This window comes from Siphonobacter sp. BAB-5405, from assembly GCF_002872335.1.
Classification (GTDB): Bacteria; Bacteroidota; Bacteroidia; order Cytophagales; family Spirosomataceae; genus Siphonobacter.
Map to the genome: position 1 here is coordinate 16,959 of NZ_NJAG01000030.1, position 20,636 is coordinate 37,594.

The following is a 20,636-nucleotide window of genomic DNA, read 5'->3' on the forward strand; positions in this document are numbered from 1 at the left end:
CAATCTCTTCACACACGGAAACGATTCTCATGAAAGTCACATACCTACTTGCTATTTCCCTCTTCGTAGTTGCCTGTTCCCAGAAAAAAGAAGGGCTGGAAGGCAAAAGAGCCGAACTGGCTGAATTAAAGAAACAACAGGCCGAGCTAACGGGCCAGATTAAAACGCTGGAAGGTGAAATCGCCAAGCTTGATCCTAAAAAAGCGGAAGAAACCAAAGTGAAGGCCGTCTCCGTAACGCCGCTGCAACCCAGTACCTTCGAACACTTGATTGAGGTGCAGGGTACAGTGGATGCGAAAAACAACGTACAGGTGAGTCCGCAGGCTTCGGGTGTGATCAAAGCCATTTACGTCAAGGAAGGCGATGCGGTGGGCGTGGGTACCCCGCTGGCTAAAATTGACGATGCCATTCTGCGGGAATCCGTGGAGGAAACCAAGAATCAGCTTTCCCTGGCCAGTACCCTGTACGAAAAACAGAAACGCCTCTGGGATCAGCAGATCGGTACGGAGATTCAGTATCTCCAGGCTAAAAACAACAAGGAAGCTCTGGAAAAACGGATTGCGACGCTGCAAGTGCAACTGAATCAGTCGAAGGTTACTTCTCCCATCGCCGGTACGGTCGATCAAGTCGATGGTAAAGTGGGCATGATGGCGACGCCGGGGGTAAGCATCCTTCGCGTCGTCAATTTGAGCAGTCTGAAAGTAATGGCGAAAGTAGCCGACACCTACGCTGCCAACATTCGCCGGGGCGACGCCGTGACCATCAAGCTTCCGGATCTGAAAAAAGAAATGAAAGCGAAACTCAGCTTCGTTGCCACTACGGTAGATCCGCTCTCGCGGACCTTCACCATTGAAGCGACCCTGCCTCCCAGCAAAGACCTCAAACCCAATATGCTGGCTCAGGTACTCATCAATGATGTCACGAAAACCAATGCACTGGTAATTGACCAGAACCTGATTCAGAATACGGAAAACGGTCAGATTGTGTACGTTGCCGCTACTGAAGGCAACAAGAAAGTAGCCAAAGCCCGCCCCGTGAAAACCGGCCTGAGCTACAGCGGCAAGATCGAAATTACGGAAGGCCTGCAAGCCGGTGATGCCCTCATTACGGTGGGTTACCAGGAGTTAACGGACGGACAAGCGGTTAGTTACTAACGAAACGCGGGGCCTGTCTCCGCGTTCTCTCAACCATCCAAGCAATGAAATTTGAAGAATACAAAACCCTCGGTTTTACCAACTGGTGCGTAGAAAACCGAACGACCGTATACATCTTCACGGTCATCATTACGCTGGCGGGGTTTCTGGTGTACACGAACCTGCCCAAGGAGCAGTTCCCGGACATCAAGGTCCCGCAGGTGTACATCAATACGGTCTACTTCGGTACGGCTCCGGCGGATATTGAAAACCTGATTAATAAACCCATCGAAAAGCAGTTGAAGTCGCTTTCGGGGGTGAAGTCGGTCAAGTCGAATGCCTTGAATGATGTGTCGGTCATTCTGGTGGAATTTTTGCCGGAAGTGAACTCGGAAGTCGCCCTCCAACGCGTACGCGACGCCATCGACAAATCGAAACAGGATTTACCCGCCGAACTCGACGCCGGGCCGACGGCTCAAAATGTCGAGTTTTCGGAGTTCCCGATTATGAACGTCAACCTGGCGGGCAATTTCCCCTTACAGAAACTCAAGGATTACGCCGAGGATTTGCAGGATGCCATGGAAGGGCTGCCCGAAATCAGCCGCGTGGATATTGTCGGAGCCTTGGAGCGGGAAATTCAGATCAATGTGGACTTGCCCCGCATGCGATCCACGGGATTAAGCTTTTACGACATTCAGCAGGCCGTTCAGGGTGAAAACATCAACATTTCGGGCGGCGAGTTGAATGTGGATAACGTGCGGCGTACGCTTCGCGTCAAAGGTGAGTTTACCGACGTAGCCCAAATGCGGGAGTTACAGATTCGCACGTCTACGGGGGCAACGGTTCGTTTGGGCGACGTAGCCGACGTACAGGACAGCTACGAAGAACGGCAGGATTTCGCTCGTCTGGACAACAAGGCAGTCGTTACGCTGAACGTCATTAAACGGGCCGGAACTAACCTGATCTCTGCCTCTGAAGGCATCGAAAAGATCATCGAAGAGTACAAACAGGATCGTTTTCCGGCGGGTTTGAAGGTACAGATTACCGCGGACCAGTCCGAGCGAACCAAAGCCGACATCCACGATCTGATCAATACCGTAATCCTCGGTTTCATTTTCGTGGTACTGGTTCTGATGTTCTTCATGGGCGTTCGGGATGCCATTTTTGTGGGACTTTCGGTACCGCTGTCGACGCTGGTTGCGTTTGTTTGCTTCCCGCTCGTAGGGCCGCTGATTGGCTCGGCGTTTACGCTGAATACGCTTGTACTCTTCGCCTTTCTACTCGGCTTAGGGATCGTGGTGGATGACGCCATCGTAGTGATCGAAAACACCCACCGCCTCTTCAATCAGCACAAGGACTGGGACATCAAGCAGGCCGTAAAAGCCGCCGCTGGTGAAGTATTCGTGCCGGTACTTTCGGGTACCCTCACGACGATTGCTCCCTTCTTCCCGCTGTTATTCTGGCCGGGCATTGTGGGTGAATTCATGAAATTCCTGCCCATCACGCTCATCATTACGCTGTTTGCTTCGCTGTTCGTTGCCTACGTCATGAACCCCGTTTTTGCGGTAAGCTTCATGACCCGGCACGACGACGAACACGGCGAACACGTACAGAAACAACACTGGCAACAGCTCCGCAAACCCACGTTTGCCATGCTGGCACTAGCACTGGTAGGCTATTTGATTAACCGGGGTGTGGGTAACTTTTTCGTGTTCCTGCTGCTGCTGTACTACTTCAACCATTTCATCCTGACGCCGCGAATTCTGGTTCCTTTCCAGGAAAACACGCTACCGAAACTGCAACACGGCTATCGGCGACTGGTCAGTTGGGTAATTCAGGGCTGGCGTCCCGTAATGGCCGTTGTCGCGGCCTTCAGCTTGTTGATTGTAGCAATCGTCGCTACGGCGATTCGGCAACCTAAAGTGGTCTTTTTCCCCAGCGGCGAGCCCGATTACATCTACATTTATAACGTGATGCCGGTCGGTACGGATGCCGTCGTTACCGATAGCGTCACGAAGGAAATCGAGCGGCGGGTCTTCAAGATTCTGGCGGATAATCAGGCTACGAAAGCCGTCAACTCCGTTATTTCTAACGTGGGTAAGAATGCGGGAGATCCCTTCAACCCCGACCGCTCGGATACGCCGCACAAATCGAAAGTGACCGTTGCCTTTGTGAAAAGTACCGACCGCGGAGATATTTCTTCACAAGCCATTCTGGAAAAAGTACGCAACGCCATGCAGGGCATTCCGGGTACGGAAATCTCGGTGGAACGCGAGCAGAACGGGCCGCAAACGGGGAAACCCATCCAGGTGGAAATTGCGGGGGATGAATTCGAGCCGCTGATGAAGATTGAAAAGGAATTTCGGCAGAAGCTCAAGGAATCGGGCATTACGGGGATCGATCAGCTGAAATCCGACCTGATTACGAACAAACCCGAAATCATCGTACAGATCGACCGGACCAAGGCCCAACGCGAAGGCATCAGTTCCCAGCAGATTGCCGGAGCCATTCGTACGGCTTTATTCGGCTTAGAAATCAGTAAATTCCGGGATGCGAAAGATGAATATCCGATCATGCTTCGTCTGAAGCCCGACGACCGCAGTCAGATTGAACGCTTGCTGAGTCAGGACGTGGTGTACCGCGATATGAATCTGGGCGGGCAACTGCGGCAGGTACCGCTATCGTCGGTAGCCAACATCAGCTATTCGACCACGTTCAGCCAGATTAACCGGAAAAATCAGGAGCGGGTCATTACGCTGAGTTCGGACGTAGTTCCCGGAGCTAACGCCAACGAAATCAACGTTCAGCTCCAACAGGTGATTAACCAGATGGAATTGCCCAACGGCTATACGATGGCTCTGGGCGGTGAACAGGAAGCTCAGGCCGAAACCTCCAACTTCCTGGGCGGTGCGTTTCTGGGAGCCATTCTGCTGATTTATCTAGTCCTGGCCACGCAGTTCAACTCGGCCGTTAAGCCCGTCATCATTTTCAGTACCATTCTGCTCTCGCTGATTGGGGTACTGCTGGGCTTTACGATTTTCAACCAGACGTTTTCGGTGATCATGTCGGGCGTAGGGATTTTCGCTCTGGCGGGGATCGTAATTAAAAACGGTATCCTGCTGATTGAATTTACCGAAGAATTGCGACAACGGGGCTTCCCGCTCCGGCAGGCGATTATTGAAGCCGGTGGGATTCGGATGACGCCTGTACTGCTCACGGCTTCGGCGGTAATTCTGGGTCTGATTCCGCTGGCCATTGGTCTGACGGTAGATTTTGCCAGCTTCTTTAGCGATTTCAACCCGCATATTGTGATCGGTGGCGATAGTGCCGTATTCTGGAATATCCTCGCCTGGACGATCATCTACGGGGTTATTTTCTCGACGGTACTGACGCTGATCGTGGTGCCCTGTCTGTACTACATCAACGAACGAGTACGGATGAAGTGGTTCGGAAAAGTGGACCCGGCCGAGGGAAAACCCTTACCGGAATCCGCTGAGATGGCGATTTAATTTTTCCTTACAATCCCCGGCCAAGTAGCCGGGGATTTTTCTTTTGCTGCTGAACGTAGGCCCACGCGGCCGGAATGGCAATCGCCAGGGTTTTACTGATTCCGGCATACGAAGCCCAGGCCTCCGACCAGGAATGGCCTTTCAGCCAGGGATACACGACTTCCATACCTACGCCAATGCCCTGCATTATTAGAGCATAGCCTAAGAAGTAAACGAAATAGCGTTGGAGCGAACGACCTCTTTTCATACGCCTATTACTGAAACAGGAACATGACTAGAATACAAACCAGGTTATGTAAGCCATGCTGTCCTACACCATACCAGAATCCGTACCGCATCCGGGTGTAGCCCAGTAAACAACCGCTGATCAATTGGGGTAAGGTGACCAGCGGGTACAGCAACAGCGGAACGTGTGTATAGTTACTCACGTGAACGAAGCCAAACATCAGTACCGAACCGTAAAATAGCAGGGGAAAGATTCGGGAAAAGAAGGGATACAAAGCCGCATCGAGTCGATGGATTCGCGTCCGGCCCAGTCCTTCGATCAGGATTCCGATTACTAAATACCCCAGCCAGAAATAAAGCACCGGCATGGTCCATACCGGTTGCAGGACGACAAACAAGCCATAGAGTGGCAAGGCACTCAGCACATACAAGGCCTGGTGGGGACTGCGTAACCAGCTCCGAAATAGAAATTCTTCCAGCAGCGGAGCAATCCCTACGCCCGCCAGCAGGGCCATCGGCAGATGCTCAAATAACTTCCTGTATTCCGGACTCAGCTCGGTTTCTTCCAGCATGCCCTGCTGTCGCAGAAAGGTCAGCAGCAGACCCACAACCGCCGCCAGGAAGAAATTCGCAACCGTCAGTAACCCCACCTGACGCACCCGGATAGCCAGCGATGAATCAGACGAAGCCCGTACCTTGGGGTGGCGGAGAAATCGCAGTACATCTTTGAAGAGGGCTTTCGGTGAAAAAGAACGGTGACCCGCGTAGGTCGTTTTGAAGGTGTACGAGGAAAGTAGCAGCGTTTTCATGCGTAGGTCTTGGGTTTAGAGGATCGTGGATTTACGGAAGGCCTGTACCAGTGTTGTCACCAGTACGAACAGCAAAAGGGCCGGGAGAATGATATTCAGAACGCTGGTTGCTCCCCAGTACCCGAGGTTGTACCAGATGGACTTATCCGTACATTTTCCGAAGTCCATGGTAGCTAGTTTCTGGCTACCCTGAACCAGTTTTACCAAGATTTGAAGGGTCAGTACAGCCGTGGCTAATCTCAGACGAATGGCAGTGTTCATGATTTTTGGATGGTTTGTGTGTGATTGATGATCCAAAATTGGCCGCTCTCCGGGGCTTAGAAAAGTTAAGATGACCAAGCCCGCCTACGCCGTGACGAAGCCGGGTTACACCGGGTAAAAGGCTTCGTACCGCCGAATCGGGGATTCGTCCATTCCAGTAGGGTTCGTACAAAGGCTACGGGTATTCATCCACCCGGACGGGGGATTGATCATACAAACCCGTCGACCATTTCTTTTCTGCGTACTTTTGATTTTCTCTGAACTCCTGCGTATGCCCCTGTTTATAAAAGCGTTGCCGAAGTGGTTGGGACTAGTCGTGGCGTTTGGCCTGTACGGGCTGGTGTTTTACGGATTGATCGTTGCCGACGGAGCTACGTATTTACGGAACTACGCTCTGGTTTTTATCAGCTCGGGTGTATTGTTGTTTGTCAGTCAGTATTACGTCTGCCTCCCCTACTGGCAGCAAAGCAAACGGGCGGAGTTTCTGCTGGCTACGCTCCTGCTACTCGGAGTCTGGACCGCGTTCCGTTCCTGGTTCCTGTTGCAGTATACCCCGGTCGATCGACTCCTTTCGACGAATTCCGATGCCCAGCGGGGCTTCAGGGATGGGTTGATGGAAAGCAAACCGGCCTTTGCTCCCGTGTTACCTCAGATCGTCGGGATCCTGCTGAATCTAGGCTTCACCCTACTGGAAGGACTGATTTTTACAGTATTAATTCTTTGGTATCAACGGGGCAGGCAGCCCTTACCCCTCTTTTCCAAACGGCTGGAACAGTGGATACAACCGTCAAAAACCAGCAGTCTGGTCTTAGGTCACCTGCTGGGCTGGGTAGCGTATCTGCTCCTTTCCAACCTGTTTGATTTCTTTCGAAAAACGTTTTATCTGCCCATGGAACTGCTCCTGCTGGTTCCTACGGTAGCGGCCTTTTACCTTTGTCTACGCAGCAGTTTCCGTTTTTTATCCCAGAACCGGTTGATTGTGGCCGTGGTGAGTGCCTTAGGTATTGGGGTGATTTCGGCGATCCTGAAAGGAATTCTCTTCGGTATCGCCGTGAAAGCAGGCTGGCCGCCGTACCTGGATGGCATCGACGTGTTGGCGAACCACGCGAACTTCCATACGATTTCCGTGGCTAAGCTTACCGGCTATGGCATGGCCCGTACCTTGTCGAGCGAAGCGTATCCCATTCTGATCAGCTTTATTTATGGCTATGCCCTACAGGCCGTACGGGATCAGCAGAAGCTCCGTCTCTTGAGTGAAGAACGGCAAAGGGAAATCCAACGCCAGCAACAACTCGAAAATGAAGTCACCGCGGCGAAACTTCAAACCCTCCGCTATCAGATCAACCCGCACTTCCTCTTCAACAGTCTCAACTTTCTGTACGCCCAGGCTCTGCCTTTATCCGAAAATCTATCCCGGGCGACGTTGCTGCTTTCGGAAATCATGCGGTATGGCCTGCAGGAATCCGAAACGAAAGTACCGCTGGAACAGGAAGTACGACATCTACAGAATTTTGTGGATTTCAATCAGTTGCGGTTCGCCAATCGCCTACAGGTACAGTTTACGATGGAAGGCAGTCCCGCCTTTCGTCGTATCATGCCCCTGCTTTTGATCACTTTTGTAGAAAATGCGTTTAAATACGGCGAGTTACACGACCCTGGTTTCCCTTTACAGATTAACTTACGGGTTGATTCCGAAAGGCTTTCCTTCTTCGTTCGTAATAAAAAACGGCAGGGACCGAAGGAAGAATCGACGGGTATTGGGCTGGATAATATTCGCAGGCGACTCGAACTGGCTTACCCTTCCCGCTATACGCTGAATTTACACGATCAGCTCCAGGAGTATACCGCTGAACTTCAGATCCAACTCTAATGCATCCATTGAACTGCCTGCTGGTCGACGACGAGCCCGCTGCTCTCGACATTCTGACGCACTACGTCAATCAGACGCCTTTCCTGAAACTGGCGGGGCGTTGCCTGGGACCGATTGAAGCCCTGCAAAAAGTATATAGTGAACCCATTGACCTGATTTTTATCGACATTCACATGCCCGAGCTTTCGGGGCTGGATTTTATCAAGGTACTCAACGGCCGGGCCAAAGTAATTCTGACCACAGCTTATAGTCAGTACGCTCTGGAGGGGTACGAATACAACGTAGTCGATTACCTGCTCAAGCCCGTAGCGTTTGACCGGTTCCTCAAAGCCGCCCAGAAAGCTCTGGACCAGCGTTCACCCCTAACGCCACCCAACCCTACCGTACCTCCGCAACCCGCCGAGGAAGATTACATTTTCGTCAAAGCCGACAACCGTACCCAGCGGATTACGCTTTCCGACATTCAGTACGTGGAAGGGCTGGGCAACTACGTGAGCATCTATACGGATCAGGGCCGCGTAGTCACCTTACTGACGATGAAAGAAGTGGAAGAACGCCTGCCCGAACGCCGCTTCATGCGGATTCACCGGAGCTATCTGATCGCTCTGGATCGTCTCCAGTACATTGAAGGCAATGAAGTATTCCTGGATAAAAAAACGGCGATTCCTTTGGGTGAAACGTACCGGGAAAAGTTTTTCAAAGCCCTGGAGTCTAAGACGTTAAACAAACGCTAACGTAGACCGTTGCGGATAAAGCCCTGGCGAAACTGGAGAGATAACTCCTAAAACCAGGCAGACCACCCGCCCTAAAGGAGCGTGGGTGGTCTGCGAGCAATCCTTCACTGTCTTACGAAATGGCGGCGTAACGAACGACCTTCCTTACCAGCCGGGGTTTTGAATCATCGCCTGATTTTTATCCACTTCACTTTGGGGAATGGGCCACCAGTAGTGCTTATTTTCAAAAACTCTGGTTTCAAAAACGGTTCGTTTGAAGAAACTTTCGTCGGTTGCACTGGAGCCTAAATCAACGGACATGCCCTCAAAACTTCCCTTTAAATCCGAGGCCTGTTTCCAGCGACGTAAATCGAAATAGCGTAACTGTTCGCTGGCCAGTTCAATCGCCCGCTCATGCTGAATTTTTTTACGAAACTCGGTTTGCGAAAGACCGGAGGCTAGAGCCGGAAGCCCCGCTCTTGAACGGATTTTATTCACGTACCCAATGGCATCAGCGGTTGGTCCTTCCAGTTCATTAGAAGCCTCGGCGTACATCAAATAAATATCAGCGAGTCGAATGTAGGGGAATAGTTTCGCCCGGTTCCGGTTGGCGATCGGATCACTGACAGGGTCTATGAATTTACGCAGCAGATAACCCGTCCGGGAATGATCATCCCGGCCCACTTCCTTGCCGTCTTTTCCTTTGTAAAAGAATTCCGCTTTGGTATTGTCCCACCAGGGTGCTCCGGAGTAGTTGACCGTTACGTAGAAACGAGGCTCACGGCCCACGTACATGTTCCAGGTTCCTTTGGGGGCGTAAGTCGTAGCCTGTTGGGAGAAACCCGTTTCCACGTAGCCCGAGCCCGACTCCGTGATGGCTTTTCCATTCGCCATTTCATATTCATCAACTGATTTCTGTGTAACTGCTACGCCATTCCATCCGCCTTTGCTGCGTAACATACAGTGTCGATCCAGCACCAGGGAATTACCCCCGTCCAGATTCCGTCCCCAGATCATTTCTTCATTGGCGTACTGGCTAATAAACAATCCCTTGTAGGAAGCCATGGGATTGACGGCTCCTTTATCATCCAGTACGGTATACAGATTATAGATACCCAAATCAATCACGGCCTTACTGGCTGCCTTGGCCAATTGCCACCGCTCTTTACTGTAAGCCGTAGGAAATAATGCTTTTCCATCGCGGTTCACCAGTCCAGCCAGGTCAGGATTTCCGTTGACTAATGGGCTGGCAGCCCAGAGCAGGATGCGGGCTTTCATCGCCAAAGCCGTTCCTTTGGTAGGTTTCCCAGCCCAGATGTTCTCATGTTTCAGGGGCAAATCGGTGGCCGCCTCGTCGAGGTCTTTCAAAATTTGGGTCAGGCACTCGTCGAACGTATTACGAGGAATATTGAAGGTACTGGCTTCAAAGGATACCTGATCCAGAATCAGCGGAACCGGCCCGTACAATTGAACCAGATTCATGTAATAATAGGCTCTCAAGAATTTGGCTTCAGCCTTGTAGAGCGTCTTGTTTTGCGTAGAAATCGGGGCTTTATCGACATTATCCAGGAAAATTGCAATTTGCCGGAACGACTGATAGTAATTTTTCCAAAGGTTCGTCACCAGACCCGTGGTTGGATTCCAGTTACCTAAATTCATATCGTAGCTAGGGTAATTACTGCGATTCCAGGTAATGTCTGTATCATCGGCCAAGCCATTATACGGGAGATCCGTCCAGAAGTTATAGCTGGGTAAATACGCGTAAATGCGATACAGGAAGTTCTCCGTATACTGACGATTGGCGAACGTAACTTCCAGCGATAGAAGCTCATCGGGGGCTTTATCCAGGTACTTTTCGCAGGAAGTAAACAGGCTAACGGTAACCAGAATCAGGAATCGTACTACTATCTTTTTCATACATTTAATAGTCTTAGAAGTTCACATTGAGGCCCATGTTGATAACGCGTGACGGCGGATATTTTCCAGCACCGTCGCCGCTCTCCGGGTCATAGAGTTTGATCCGATCCCACAGCAGTAAGTTCAGGCCATTCACATACAGCCGGATATTGTCAGCCTTGATCCGTTGAGCCCAGAGTTTCGGAATTGTATAGCCGAGCTGGGCGTTTTTCAGGCGTAAATAATTACCATTGATTTGCCAGAAGGTACTGTTGCGATAGTTGTTGTCATTGTTCCCAGGATACAGTCTCGGGAAAGAAGCGTTAGGATTGGGATTTTCCGTGGTCCAGCGGTCTAAAGCTACCTGCAGGACATTCCCAAACTGGCCCTGAGCAAAAGGAATATAGCCCTCGTAGTTGCGGAACACGGATACGTTACCTACGCCCTGGAATAGAAAAGACAAGTCAAATCCTTGATACGTGAAGGTTCCTCCAAAGCCGTAAACCATTTCGGGAATGTTAGAAAACCCAATGGGCTTTTCATCATAGATATCTATCGTTCCGTCGTTATTCGTATCCCGGTACTTGACATCACCCGGAACCACCGTCGAGTTAAAAACCTGTTTGGGGCTGTTGTTGATTTCTTCCTGACTGCTAAAGATCCCCATAGCTTCCAGACCAAAAGGCTGACCAATTCGCTGGCCTGTCCGACGTAAATAATCGTATCGGCGTGAAGGTTCGTCGTTATGAATAATGCGATTACGGGCAAACGTATACGTTCCTTTCAGATCCATTCGGACGGGTCCAATGGACGTTCGATACGTCAGGGTCGCATCAATGCCTTTATTGTCTACGATTCCGATATTTGCATAGGGCAGCGACTGAATTCCTAAAAGGTCGGGTACCGTTCCTCGTTGGGTAAGAATATTGGTGCGGTGCTCCCGAAAAAAGTCAAGTATCAGGGAAATTCGATCTTTCATCGCACGCAGTTCCATGCCCACATTCGACTTGCGAGAAGTCTCCCAGGTAATGTTGGCATTACCAATGGCATCTTCCATAATGCCTCCGATTCCATTATTGAACTCGGTTCCAAACAGGTATCCATCGGTTGTTTTTAGGGTAGTCAGGTACATAAACCGCTGGTTGTTGATCTGGTCATTCCCTACAATCCCGTAAGAACCTTTCAGTTTCAGGAGCGAAATAAAAGGCACGTTATTCTTGAAGAAAGGTTCATCCGAAACGACCCATCCGCCGGAGAAAGCAGGAAACAAGCCAAATCGCTTACCCCGTGGAAAGTTTTCTGAACCATTATAGCCAAAGTTAATTTCGGCAAAATACCGCTCTTTCCAGCCGTAGGTAGCTCTTCCGACCAGGCCCATCCGTCGGTAAGGTAACGACCCGATGGCTGAACCAGCCGTAGCCTGCCGGCCACCCTGATTGTAGAGAAGCATCCCGCCAATGTCATGCCTGCCAAAACTGCGACTATAATTCAGGCTTGCTTCCAGGTAACTGCGGCTTTCACCCCAGGTATCAATACCGTAGCCTAAAAACTTGTCCCCTTCAGCCGTCAGATTGTAGATCGGCTCGCTGGTAGTGGGGTCATTCTCAGCAGAAACCAGCCACGTTTCAAAGTTTTTCTTACGAGCGATATTACTACTACTATAGCTATCAAAAGCAAAACGCCCCATCGCACTCAAGCCTTTCGTTAATCGGCCGAGATTATACTTCAGTCCAAAGGTTCCCTGCGTCGTTCCTCTGAACTCGGTGGCGTAGCCGGTTTGCGTCAGCCGACCGTACGGATTTTGCTGGGCAGAAGCAACGGTGCCAGGTATACGTCCATTCGGATACACCATCGGATACAGAATCGGGGTTGCTTTGTTCATCAGGTTGAAAATCTCCTGAGTCCCGGTTCCGGGGAAATTCCGGTTTTCCGTAATGCCCGTAATGCCAATGCTCAACTCCAGATCTTTACTGAGATTGATATCGACATTGGTTCTTAAATTGAAGCGACGGCGACCCAGATTGGTTGAATAGGCGTTGCGGGGATCTTCAATAAAAAAACCTTTATCATGAAAATAGGACGTAGAGACGAAATACCGTACCGTTGTATTTCCACCCGAAATGTTGAGGTTTACGTGTTCCTGACCCGCCGAACGCTTCATTAGCTTCATCCAGTCTACGTTAGGGTATCGAAGAGGATCACTCTGGTCTTTAATTTTCTGTAATACCTCGTCGGTAAAAGGCAGGGGTAAGTCAGCATTCCGGTTCGCTTCATTATACAGCGTAGCGTAGGTGTATCCATCTACATATTCGGGCAAACGAGTCGGACTTAAAAATCCTTTTTCTACGGTAAGAGATACCTTGGGTTTACCCCCGGTTCCTTTACGCGTGTTTACCAATACCACGCCATTGGCCCCTCGTACCCCAAACACGGCTGTAGCAGAGGCATCTTTGAGAATGGTAAAGCTCTCGACTTCGTGTGGGTCGATGTTGTTGAAATCCCGTTCTACCCCATCCACGAGTACTAAAGGCGACTGGTTTGAGCCGAAAGTACCCAGGCCCCGAATCCAAATGTTGGCCCCATCGTAACCGGGCTCCCCCGAACGCTGCACCGTAACCAACCCCGCCATACGCCCGCCCAGGGCATTACTCAGCAGAGCCGTTGGGCTTTGCTTCAATTCACGGGTTGTGATGATGGACTCGGATCCGGTGAAGCTTACCTTCTTTTGTTCGCCATACCCCACGACTACCACCTCCTGTAAAGCTTTTTCATCGGGTTTCAGCTGTACGTTCACCAGCGTTTGACTGCCCAGGGGAATTTCCTGTTTGAGATAGCCAATGGAGGTTATTACTAAAATGGCGGATGAACCCTCTGGTACCGACAACTGGTAGTTCCCATCGTTATTGGTATTGACGCCCACGTTTGTCCCTTTCACCATGACATTGACGCCGGGCAACGCCTCGCCCGTTTCAGAGGTAATCTGTCCACGAACGATCCGATCCGGCAGGGGTTGAAGCTCTACGGATGGCAAAGGAGACCCTCTTTCCTGCAACGACATAGCGAGGGCCGAAGCGGGTGTGCTTACGGTTGAGGACATTACCCGACTCAGTACAATGTTTCCATTGATGATTTCATACTTGATCTGCAAGGGTATAAGCAAACGATCCAGAATGTTTTTTACCTTTTCACGTTTGCTGACCAGGTTCACTTTCTGATCCAGTGCAATAACATTTTGACTATAGACAAAATGCAACGAAGCCCTTTTTTCCAGCGATTGAATCGCTTGTTTCAGGGTAACATTGGACCAGTTTACGGAAATTATTTTTTCAATTTCAGGCTGAGCATGGGTTACTTCTGCTTTCCCGATGCTGACCAGAAGTAAGAAGAAAAGCTGCATGCGTGCGATCCGCATAATTTTTCCAACGAATGGTGAAATAAGGAGATTTTGCTTCATAGATTTAGGGTGAATTGAGTCAATAAGCTCCCTGTCACTCGGTTAGAGTGATGCCGGAGGTGAGGAAGGGTGCTGGTACCACCCTTCTTCTTTTTAGAAAATAGCGTATACGAATTGAAAAGAGGGTTCTGTTGCTATAGGGAACAACCCTGACCTTTAACGATGACTCGGTTCTGGTTAAGCTCGTATGAAATGTTTAGTGATTTACTGATCATTTCCAGGATATCAGGTAAATTTTGATTAGTGAAATGAGCAGAGAGCTGGCACTGATAAATTTTTTCGTCTTCTATCTCGAATACAACGCCAAATCGCTGGGTTAAAGCCTCCGTAATAGACGTTAAGGGCGTATCTACAAATACGAAATCGCCTTTCTCCCAGACCTTCGAAGGATCTCGCTCTGACGTTTCATATACTTTGGTCTCTTCCCCCTTTTGATAGTATGCTTTCTGTTTAGGTAACAGCACGATATAGTTTTTCGACTGTTCCTCTTTCACCCGTACTTTCCCCGTAAGCACCGAAACCTCTACCCTACGCGAAGTCGGATTTGCATCAATCAGAAAGCTGGTTCCCAGCACCTGCGTTACCAGTCCTTTGCTATGAATGATAAAAGGGCGACGCTCATCACGCTTGACCTGAAAGAAGGCAATCCCTGTTAAGGTTAAGGAGCGGGTATCATCGCCAAAATCTTTGTCTAAGTTGACACGTGCACCAGGATACAGACATAGTTGGGATTGGTCAGGCAACGTGAGTCGCTTCAGTTCTTTGGTTGGATTCTCGTAAACCATCTGTTGCGAGCCCGTCATTTCTCGCTTCCAGACATAGAAACCTAAGGATAGAACCAGGACAATTCCAGAAGCGATAGCAATGGCTCGTTTCCAGTCGAACAGGGAACGCTGCCTGGGAAGGCCGACTTGTTCTGTAATTTTACTGTATAGCTCCTTTTTTATTTCTTCCCGTTCGGGTGCACGCCAGGAGTCGGATAAATCTTTATCGGACTCGAAGGACTTGTACCATCGTTCTACCTGCTCCCGTTCCTCGGGAGAAGCGTTTCCAGCTGTATATTTTTCTAGTAACTCAACGGGTAAGAGTGGCTTCATACCTAGACAGCGAAAGTACACATTGATCTTCTATGTACCAAGTGTGGCAACGCAGGGTTTACCCCCAAGCCTGTCACCGAAAAATTTAAAATTTTATGAGAAAATAAACAAAACGAAGACGCTGACGTATTCTCGCAGGGAGCTACGTAAGGCTCTGATAGCTCTACCTAAGTGATTTTCAGCGGTTTTCTCGGAAATATTTAACTGCTGAGCAATTTCTGGAATCGTCAGGTGATGCTGTCGGCTCAGCTCATAGACTCTTTTACTTTGCGGAGGTAAGTACGCAACGTGTTGCTGTAAGACATTTTCTAACTCATTGAAGGCCAATTCTTCTTCCGTACAGGAAGTCTCTGGATCGTTATTCTGTTCGTAATAGGCTAAGTACCGATGGCGAACTTCTTCCCGCTGGAAATAGTTGATAACCAGATATTTTACTGCCGTTCTTAAATACGCTTCGAGGGAAGAAGTAATCCGTAAGTCGGCTCGTCTTTCCCACAAATCGGCGAATAACTCCTGGATGACTTCTTCTGTACTATCTCTAAATTTTAAGCGTTTATAGGCCTGACTATAGAGTTTCGACCAATAACGGTTGTAAATTTCTTCAAACGCTTGAGCGTTGCTCTGACGAAGTAACAGCAGCAGGTTTTCATCAGTATGAAGAAGCCGTCTTTTCATTGCTAAGCATGGTCTAGGGTATATCGGAACAAACTATTACAAAAATCATAAAAAAGGTACAAATAATTCAAAACTTATTCAATTACATTTAGTGGAAATGGTACCTTGTGCAGCGTTATTCGCTTTTTGAGCGTATACGTTCAAGGTTGGACTTGACCAAGGCTCTTAAGTGTCGTCTTACCTAGAAATGGCATTTTGGATAAAAGCTTCCCATGCGTTTCTCTGGCAAAGACGGGTAGCTTTTTCCCCAAAGGAATACTTTTTTAATGTATTGTAAGCAGAAGTAAAGCGAATCCTTATGAACTCAACAAATCTCTGGAGTAATTCGGCTACTCCTGACCCTCAGCCCAAAGATAATCAAGAAGGTAATGATGAAGAACCTTCCAGTACTAGTGTTCGTGAAGACGCAGATTTTCCAAATACGGAATCCAAAATACTGGAAAAACTAATAGAAGAACTGGAAGGAGGTTCTAAAAAGTAATTACTTCCACCTAGTGAAAAAGCCGCCCACGGTATCCACGGGCGGCTTTTTCTATGCATTACAGTTAACCAAACTATTTACCGGCTAGCCAGCTTTCCGGGTTCATCTTTCCGCGACCTTTCCAGATCTGGAAGTTGATTTCCGCTCCACCGTTTCGATCTGACAACGCTGTTCCAATAGCTTCACGAGCTTTTACCCGATGCCCCTCGGATACCGAGGCACTGGCCAGCTTGGCGTAAATAGTAAAATATTCGCCATGCTGTATGGTAATTACAGTTCCCATGCCCGGTACGGACATGACGTTCCGCACGATGCCTTCGTACACAGCCCGAACGGGCTCACCTATATTGGTAGCAATATCCACACCCAGGTTCCGGGTCGTAATTCCCGGCAAGGGAGAGTTCAGTCCAAAATGTTCGGAAATATACCCTGAACGAACCGGCCAGGGCAACCGTCCCCGGGAAGAGCCAAACGAAGCCCCAGCTTCGGCCTCAGGAGCCGCTCCAATATTGGCCCGAACGGGTTCGGCTGGCCGCACTTCGGGGGTCTTCGCGACTTCTTCCTCGGCTTCTTTAATAATTTCTTTCGCTTTTTCGGGCGTTTCGGCTTTCGCTGCTTTGGCAGCAGCATCCGCCCGGGCTTTAGCAATGGCTTCGGCTCGGGCTTTGGCGGCAGCTTCCTGCCGCTCGGCCTGCTCGCGGGCAATACGTTCCCGCCGGAGTCGCTCCTCCCGCTCTCGGGCAGCCCGCTGAATTTCACGCTCAATCACATTCGCGATGGCATTATCCAGTCGGTTGACAGCTTTGGTCCGTTCGCCCAGTTCTCCTTTCAGGGTAGTTTCCTGTTTGCTTAGTTCACTGGCTACGGCAGCTTGCCGTTCTTTAGTAACCTCCAGCGTCTTGGTTTCCGTTACCTGAGCCTGTAAGACGTCGGTTTTTCGAACCTGCTTGTACTTGATCGTTTGCTGCTTGGTGGCGAGTTCGCCGCGTACTTGCTCAATGTGCCGGGCCTGCGTTTCGCGGGCTTCCGTGTACTGACGCAGGTATTGGTACCGCATCACCAGGGAATTGAAGCTGTTGGCTGAGAAGAGAAAACTCAGCTTATTGTACGTGTTGGCCGTTTTGGAAGCCGCGTACACCATGGAGGCATATTCCCGCTTCAGGTTTTTCAGATCACGGGCCAGTTTGCCGGACTGTACGGCCAACCCCCGCATTTCCTGATTCAACAGGTTCAAATCCTGGGAAAGCAGATCAATCTGCTTGGACTTGGTTTCGATTTTACTGTTAAGGGCCTTGAGTTCGGTCAGCGTAGCCGTTTTTTTGCTGGCAGTCTGGTTGAGTACCCGGTTGATCTCCGTAATACGTTCCTGATTTCGGCGTTTTTCGGCTTCGAGCTGCTGACGGCTTTGTCGTAAGGAGACTTCGGTATCCTCCGTTTCGGCTCGCGAGGTACGCCGGGACGTGGGCCTTTGCGACGTTGTTTTTTTCGGAGCTGGCTGGGGTTTCGTCGGTTTTTTAGCCTTCGCGGGAGCCTGTTTCGCTTTTGCTTTTCCAGCAGCAGACTGCTGACGCGTAGGCGTTTTCTTTTTTCCCCGCTGGGCCAGTACGGGCTGAAGACCTACCAGAAAAAGTAAAATGCCCAGCCCCATCAGCTTTGGCTGTACGATTCGCTTTACCAAAGACAAGGTTGGGAAAATACGCAAAATGTGAAAAGGCAAAAGTTGAACCACTACTATGAATAAATTACGACTTGGCTAGTTACGGGTGTACCGCGAGGGAATACTGAACGGAAAGGTTTGTACCTGATTGGTCAGCTCCACTTTGCGGTGCCGGAGTTCCACGACGGTTTGCTGCGGCGTTCCCGTTCCGGTCTTTCCTGCCAGGGTCAGGGTACTACTCAGCGGAAACAGGAAACGTTCAATGGTTGTGAAATCCTGGAATGACAAAAGTAAGTGACGGGAGCCTTCCGAAGCTTCTACCTGCACAATTTTACGAGTAGCTGGATTGAGATAACTGGCAATCTGTACGGGTCCCGAACGCTGACGAAGGATATAGGTACTGCTATCTTTTTGAATTTGCTCGATCTGGGTTTTCCAGGGCATGCTGCCAATGATAATGGATTGTAACAGATCATAACTGACTTCAATACCCAGGCGGGCACTCAATTGCGGGAAGCTCAGTTGCGTATAACTCCGATGCAGCACATCGACGATCGTGACCGAATCACGCGTGATACGTCCCCGGGCTCCGGTAATGCCAAACTGACCAGCCGTGAACCAGATGAGGCTGTCTTTTTTCATTCGGAGTGTTAAATCGGCATTGTCAATACCATCTGCTTTCGAACGGAAAGACACTTTAGAACGAGCCACCAGATACGTGAAATCGACCTCATCAATGGCTACTTTCTCGCTGGTTCCTTCCGGTGTCCGGATCGTAGGTAGCTTCGTAACTTCTGTAGGGCCGCTGGCCGAATCGACGCGGGCCATCGGAGCTGATTTACGCGTTTTCTGCCGCTTACAACTTACCGTCGTACTCAGAACTATTCCTAAAAAAAGATATACAAACCAATGCTTCATGGTCAATCGTTACAAGTGCGGTCTTTTCCTCGCTCACCCGGTACTGTAAATGCGTTCACTACCTTACAGCGATCCGGTGGATATTTTCTTCTCAATTCGCTCCGAAGCTACGCCCAGGCTTTTTGCTTTTTTCCACTGTTCCAGGGCTTTCTCTTTCTCGTTTAACTGAAAGAGTACGTCACCGTAATGTTCCCAGATGGTTCCATTCGAAGCGTCGAGTTTGACGGCTTTTTCCAGGAACGTACGGGCCATGGCATACTCACCCCGAGCAAAATACACCCAGGCATGGGTATCCAGATACGTGGCGTTCTGCGGGAACAGTTTCACAAGGCGGCTCGTCATTTCGGTAGCCTTATCAAGTTTAACCTTACGCAGAGACAAAAAATAACCGTAATTGTTTAAGACATGCTCATTATTGGCATCAATTTTCAGGGCGTCTTCGTAGGCTCCGTCCGAAGCTTCGAACTTACCCATTGCATTGTACGCATCCCCTAACTGGGCATGAATGAACGTTAGCAATTTCGTATCGCTCGAAAGACGTCGGGCTTCTTCCAGAGCATCCGCTGCTTTTTTATACTGCTTTTTTGCCAGATTGGCCGAGCCACTAGCGTACCAGAATACGGCCTGGTTGGGAAATACTTCCAGAGCCTGTTCGGCATGCGTGACGACGCTGTCCATCTGGTTAAGATCGCCGTCGAGTTGAATGACCCGTTGCCAGACTTCGTTGAGCGAACCATCCAGCCGGACCGCTTTCGCGTAACTATCCCGGGCGGCGGCTTTATCATTTCGCTGAGCCAGTAAATCACCGAGAATGACGTGTCCCTGGGACTGCTCCGGATGACTTTGCACCAGACTGCGGGCGAAGGTAAGTACATCCTCGTTCTGACTCTCCTGCGGCAACATGGCCATGTAGCTCGTCAGTACGCGGGCTTTCGTCGTGGCATCGAGTGAAGGGTCGGCAAAGGCTTTGCCTAATTCTTCATTACAGCGTTTCAGATCGCCTTTCTTGCGGTAAAGTTCCGCCAGCATGATATGGGCCTGAGCGTTGTCGGAGCGAAGCTGGAGGATTTTTTCGAGGACTGGAATAGCCTGTTCCGAGCGGTCGTGCGTCATGAGCAGTTCGGCCTGATCCACCAGGTATTCTACTTCCGAAGGATCGGAATTGATGAGTCGTTCGCCTTCCTTGATCGCTTCGTTTACTTTGCCCTGCTTAAGCAGTACCATTTGCTTCTGCTGGGTAATTTCCTCCGAAAGTCCCAGCGTTTTTTCCACTTTGTCGTACGCTTTCAGAGCTTCAGCGTACTGATCCTGCTGTAAGTACAGCGAGGCTAATTCAATGGCGTATTCCGTATTTTCGGGGTACCGCGTCGCCAGCAGTTGATACAGCTTGGCGGCCTCGGCAAACTTGTGTTTTTTCTCGTAAATATCGGCCAGTAAGGTGGTTGCGAATTTATTCTCGGGGCTGAGCAGAAAGGCCTTTTCGGCGTGCGGCATGGCCTTGTCTGTATCTCCTTTTTTATCGTAGGCTTTGGCCAGGGAATAACTAACCCCGGCGTTTTCCGGGGACATTTCCAGGGACTTCTGGAAGGCAGGAATAGCCTGATCGAAATCATCCTGCACAAAGAACTTCATCCCTTCCGCAAATACGCGTTCTGCCTCGGCGATTTGCTCTGCCGTAGGTGCTTCTTTTTTCTTTTTTTGCTGGGCAATCGTAGGCCCGGCCAAAAAAGCCATCAATACGGCTAGGGCAACTGCTTTCATAGAGGCTGTCAGTGGGCTCTGGATTGCGAAAAAATAACCTTCGGAGCTTTTTACTTTTACAATTTACTGTATTTCAACGAATTGAAAGCAAAAATTAATACTTTCAATACCCACAAAAAAACGCCTGTGGGTACTGAAAGTATACAAACACGGGCTCGCTCTAAAGCTACGCCCGTC

The 20,636-nt window shown here is 49.9% G+C and carries 15 protein-coding genes; 5 read left to right on the top strand and 10 right to left on the bottom strand.

Annotation, left to right across the window (positions count from 1 at the left end):
* Positions 1 to 29 precede the first annotated feature (29 nt).
* Positions 30 to 1,154 carry an efflux RND transporter periplasmic adaptor subunit gene (locus tag BWI97_RS18845; RefSeq protein ID WP_102202336.1) on the top strand — a complete coding sequence of 375 codons (1,125 nt, stop codon included), beginning with the start codon at positions 30 to 32 and terminating at the stop codon, positions 1,152 to 1,154.
* Positions 1,155 to 1,198: 44 nt separating this feature from the next.
* A complete protein-coding gene (locus BWI97_RS18850) occupies positions 1,199 to 4,642 on the top strand; it encodes an efflux RND transporter permease subunit (protein WP_102202337.1) in 3,444 nt (1,147 codons plus the stop codon).
* A 7-nt stretch (positions 4,643 to 4,649) separates the two neighbouring features.
* Here the strand turns inward: BWI97_RS18850 and BWI97_RS18855 are convergent, their stop codons facing one another.
* The 3 genes from BWI97_RS18855 to BWI97_RS18865 are packed head-to-tail and all read right to left on the bottom strand — an operon-like array spanning position 4,650 to position 5,937.
* Entirely contained in the window at positions 4,650 to 4,889 is a 240-nt protein-coding gene (locus tag BWI97_RS18855; protein ID WP_141217549.1) for a hypothetical protein, read from the bottom strand.
* A gap of 7 nt (positions 4,890 to 4,896) precedes the next feature.
* Positions 4,897 to 5,676: a CPBP family glutamic-type intramembrane protease gene (locus tag BWI97_RS18860; protein WP_102202338.1), complete on the bottom strand. Its 780-nt coding sequence runs from the start codon at positions 5,674 to 5,676 to the stop codon at positions 4,897 to 4,899.
* A 15-nt stretch (positions 5,677 to 5,691) separates the two neighbouring features.
* The gene (locus tag BWI97_RS18865; protein ID WP_102202339.1) at positions 5,692 to 5,937 is read right to left on the bottom strand and encodes a hypothetical protein; all 246 of its coding nucleotides are present in this window, start codon (positions 5,935 to 5,937) and stop codon (positions 5,692 to 5,694) included.
* Positions 5,938 to 6,208: 271 nt separating this feature from the next.
* Here BWI97_RS18865 and BWI97_RS18870 point away from each other — a divergent pair, with 271 nt between their 5' ends.
* Both BWI97_RS18870 and BWI97_RS18875 read left to right on the top strand, forming a co-directional pair.
* Positions 6,209 to 7,807 (top strand): sensor histidine kinase, encoded by a 1,599-nt coding sequence (locus BWI97_RS18870; RefSeq protein ID WP_146010974.1) that lies wholly within the window; start codon positions 6,209 to 6,211, stop codon positions 7,805 to 7,807.
* Positions 7,807 to 8,541, top strand: coding sequence for a LytTR family DNA-binding domain-containing protein (locus BWI97_RS18875; RefSeq protein WP_102202341.1), 735 nt, complete (start codon positions 7,807 to 7,809; stop codon positions 8,539 to 8,541). Before BWI97_RS18870 ends, BWI97_RS18875 begins: the two co-directional genes overlap by 1 nt.
* Before the next feature lie 144 nt (positions 8,542 to 8,685).
* Here BWI97_RS18875 and BWI97_RS18880 read toward each other — a convergent pair whose 3' ends face one another.
* From BWI97_RS18880 to BWI97_RS18895, 4 genes are all read right to left on the bottom strand, one after another.
* Complete coding sequence (locus tag BWI97_RS18880) at positions 8,686 to 10,437, bottom strand: RagB/SusD family nutrient uptake outer membrane protein (RefSeq protein ID WP_102202342.1); 1,752 nt, start codon at positions 10,435 to 10,437, stop codon at positions 8,686 to 8,688.
* A gap of 13 nt (positions 10,438 to 10,450) precedes the next feature.
* Complete coding sequence (locus BWI97_RS18885) at positions 10,451 to 13,828, bottom strand: TonB-dependent receptor (RefSeq protein ID WP_158242797.1); 3,378 nt, start codon at positions 13,826 to 13,828, stop codon at positions 10,451 to 10,453.
* A gap of 176 nt (positions 13,829 to 14,004) precedes the next feature.
* On the bottom strand, positions 14,005 to 14,967 hold the full coding sequence (locus tag BWI97_RS18890; protein ID WP_146010975.1) for a FecR family protein: 963 nt from the start codon (positions 14,965 to 14,967) through the stop codon (positions 14,005 to 14,007).
* Positions 14,968 to 15,060: 93 nt separating this feature from the next.
* Positions 15,061 to 15,642: an RNA polymerase sigma-70 factor gene (locus BWI97_RS18895; RefSeq protein WP_102202345.1), complete on the bottom strand. Its 582-nt coding sequence runs from the start codon at positions 15,640 to 15,642 to the stop codon at positions 15,061 to 15,063.
* Between the two features lie 298 nt (positions 15,643 to 15,940).
* Here BWI97_RS18895 and BWI97_RS18900 point away from each other — a divergent pair, with 298 nt between their 5' ends.
* Complete coding sequence (locus tag BWI97_RS18900) at positions 15,941 to 16,123, top strand: hypothetical protein (RefSeq protein WP_094814866.1); 183 nt, start codon at positions 15,941 to 15,943, stop codon at positions 16,121 to 16,123.
* 73 nt (positions 16,124 to 16,196) lie between these two features.
* Here BWI97_RS18900 and BWI97_RS18905 read toward each other — a convergent pair whose 3' ends face one another.
* From BWI97_RS18905 to BWI97_RS18915, 3 genes are all read right to left on the bottom strand, one after another.
* Complete coding sequence (locus tag BWI97_RS18905; RefSeq protein WP_102202346.1) at positions 16,197 to 17,801, bottom strand: murein hydrolase activator EnvC; 1,605 nt, start codon at positions 17,799 to 17,801, stop codon at positions 16,197 to 16,199.
* A gap of 75 nt (positions 17,802 to 17,876) precedes the next feature.
* A complete protein-coding gene (locus BWI97_RS18910) occupies positions 17,877 to 18,608 on the bottom strand; it encodes a DUF4292 domain-containing protein (protein WP_233207909.1) in 732 nt (243 codons plus the stop codon).
* Positions 18,609 to 18,761: 153 nt separating this feature from the next.
* Complete coding sequence (locus tag BWI97_RS18915) at positions 18,762 to 20,459, bottom strand: tetratricopeptide repeat protein (protein WP_102202348.1); 1,698 nt, start codon at positions 20,457 to 20,459, stop codon at positions 18,762 to 18,764.
* Between the last annotated feature and the right edge of the window lie 177 nt (positions 20,460 to 20,636).

Coding starts and splice junctions, on each gene's coding strand:
- BWI97_RS18845 (WP_102202336.1), top strand. CDS start 30: ATGAAAGTCACATACCTACTTGCTATTTCCCTCTTCGTAGTTGCCTGT.
- BWI97_RS18850 (WP_102202337.1), top strand. CDS start 1,199: ATGAAATTTGAAGAATACAAAACCCTCGGTTTTACCAACTGGTGCGTA.
- BWI97_RS18855 (WP_141217549.1), bottom strand. CDS start 4,889: ATGAAAAGAGGTCGTTCGCTCCAACGCTATTTCGTTTACTTCTTAGGC.
- BWI97_RS18860 (WP_102202338.1), bottom strand. CDS start 5,676: ATGAAAACGCTGCTACTTTCCTCGTACACCTTCAAAACGACCTACGCG.
- BWI97_RS18865 (WP_102202339.1), bottom strand. CDS start 5,937: ATGAACACTGCCATTCGTCTGAGATTAGCCACGGCTGTACTGACCCTT.
- BWI97_RS18870 (WP_146010974.1), top strand. CDS start 6,209: ATGCCCCTGTTTATAAAAGCGTTGCCGAAGTGGTTGGGACTAGTCGTG.
- BWI97_RS18875 (WP_102202341.1), top strand. CDS start 7,807: ATGCATCCATTGAACTGCCTGCTGGTCGACGACGAGCCCGCTGCTCTC.
- BWI97_RS18880 (WP_102202342.1), bottom strand. CDS start 10,437: ATGAAAAAGATAGTAGTACGATTCCTGATTCTGGTTACCGTTAGCCTG.
- BWI97_RS18885 (WP_158242797.1), bottom strand. CDS start 13,828: ATGCGGATCGCACGCATGCAGCTTTTCTTCTTACTTCTGGTCAGCATC.
- BWI97_RS18890 (WP_146010975.1), bottom strand. CDS start 14,967: ATGAAGCCACTCTTACCCGTTGAGTTACTAGAAAAATATACAGCTGGA.
- BWI97_RS18895 (WP_102202345.1), bottom strand. CDS start 15,642: ATGAAAAGACGGCTTCTTCATACTGATGAAAACCTGCTGCTGTTACTT.
- BWI97_RS18900 (WP_094814866.1), top strand. CDS start 15,941: ATGAACTCAACAAATCTCTGGAGTAATTCGGCTACTCCTGACCCTCAG.
- BWI97_RS18910 (WP_233207909.1), bottom strand. CDS start 18,608: ATGGCCCGCGTCGATTCGGCCAGCGGCCCTACAGAAGTTACGAAGCTA.
- BWI97_RS18915 (WP_102202348.1), bottom strand. CDS start 20,459: ATGAAAGCAGTTGCCCTAGCCGTATTGATGGCTTTTTTGGCCGGGCCT.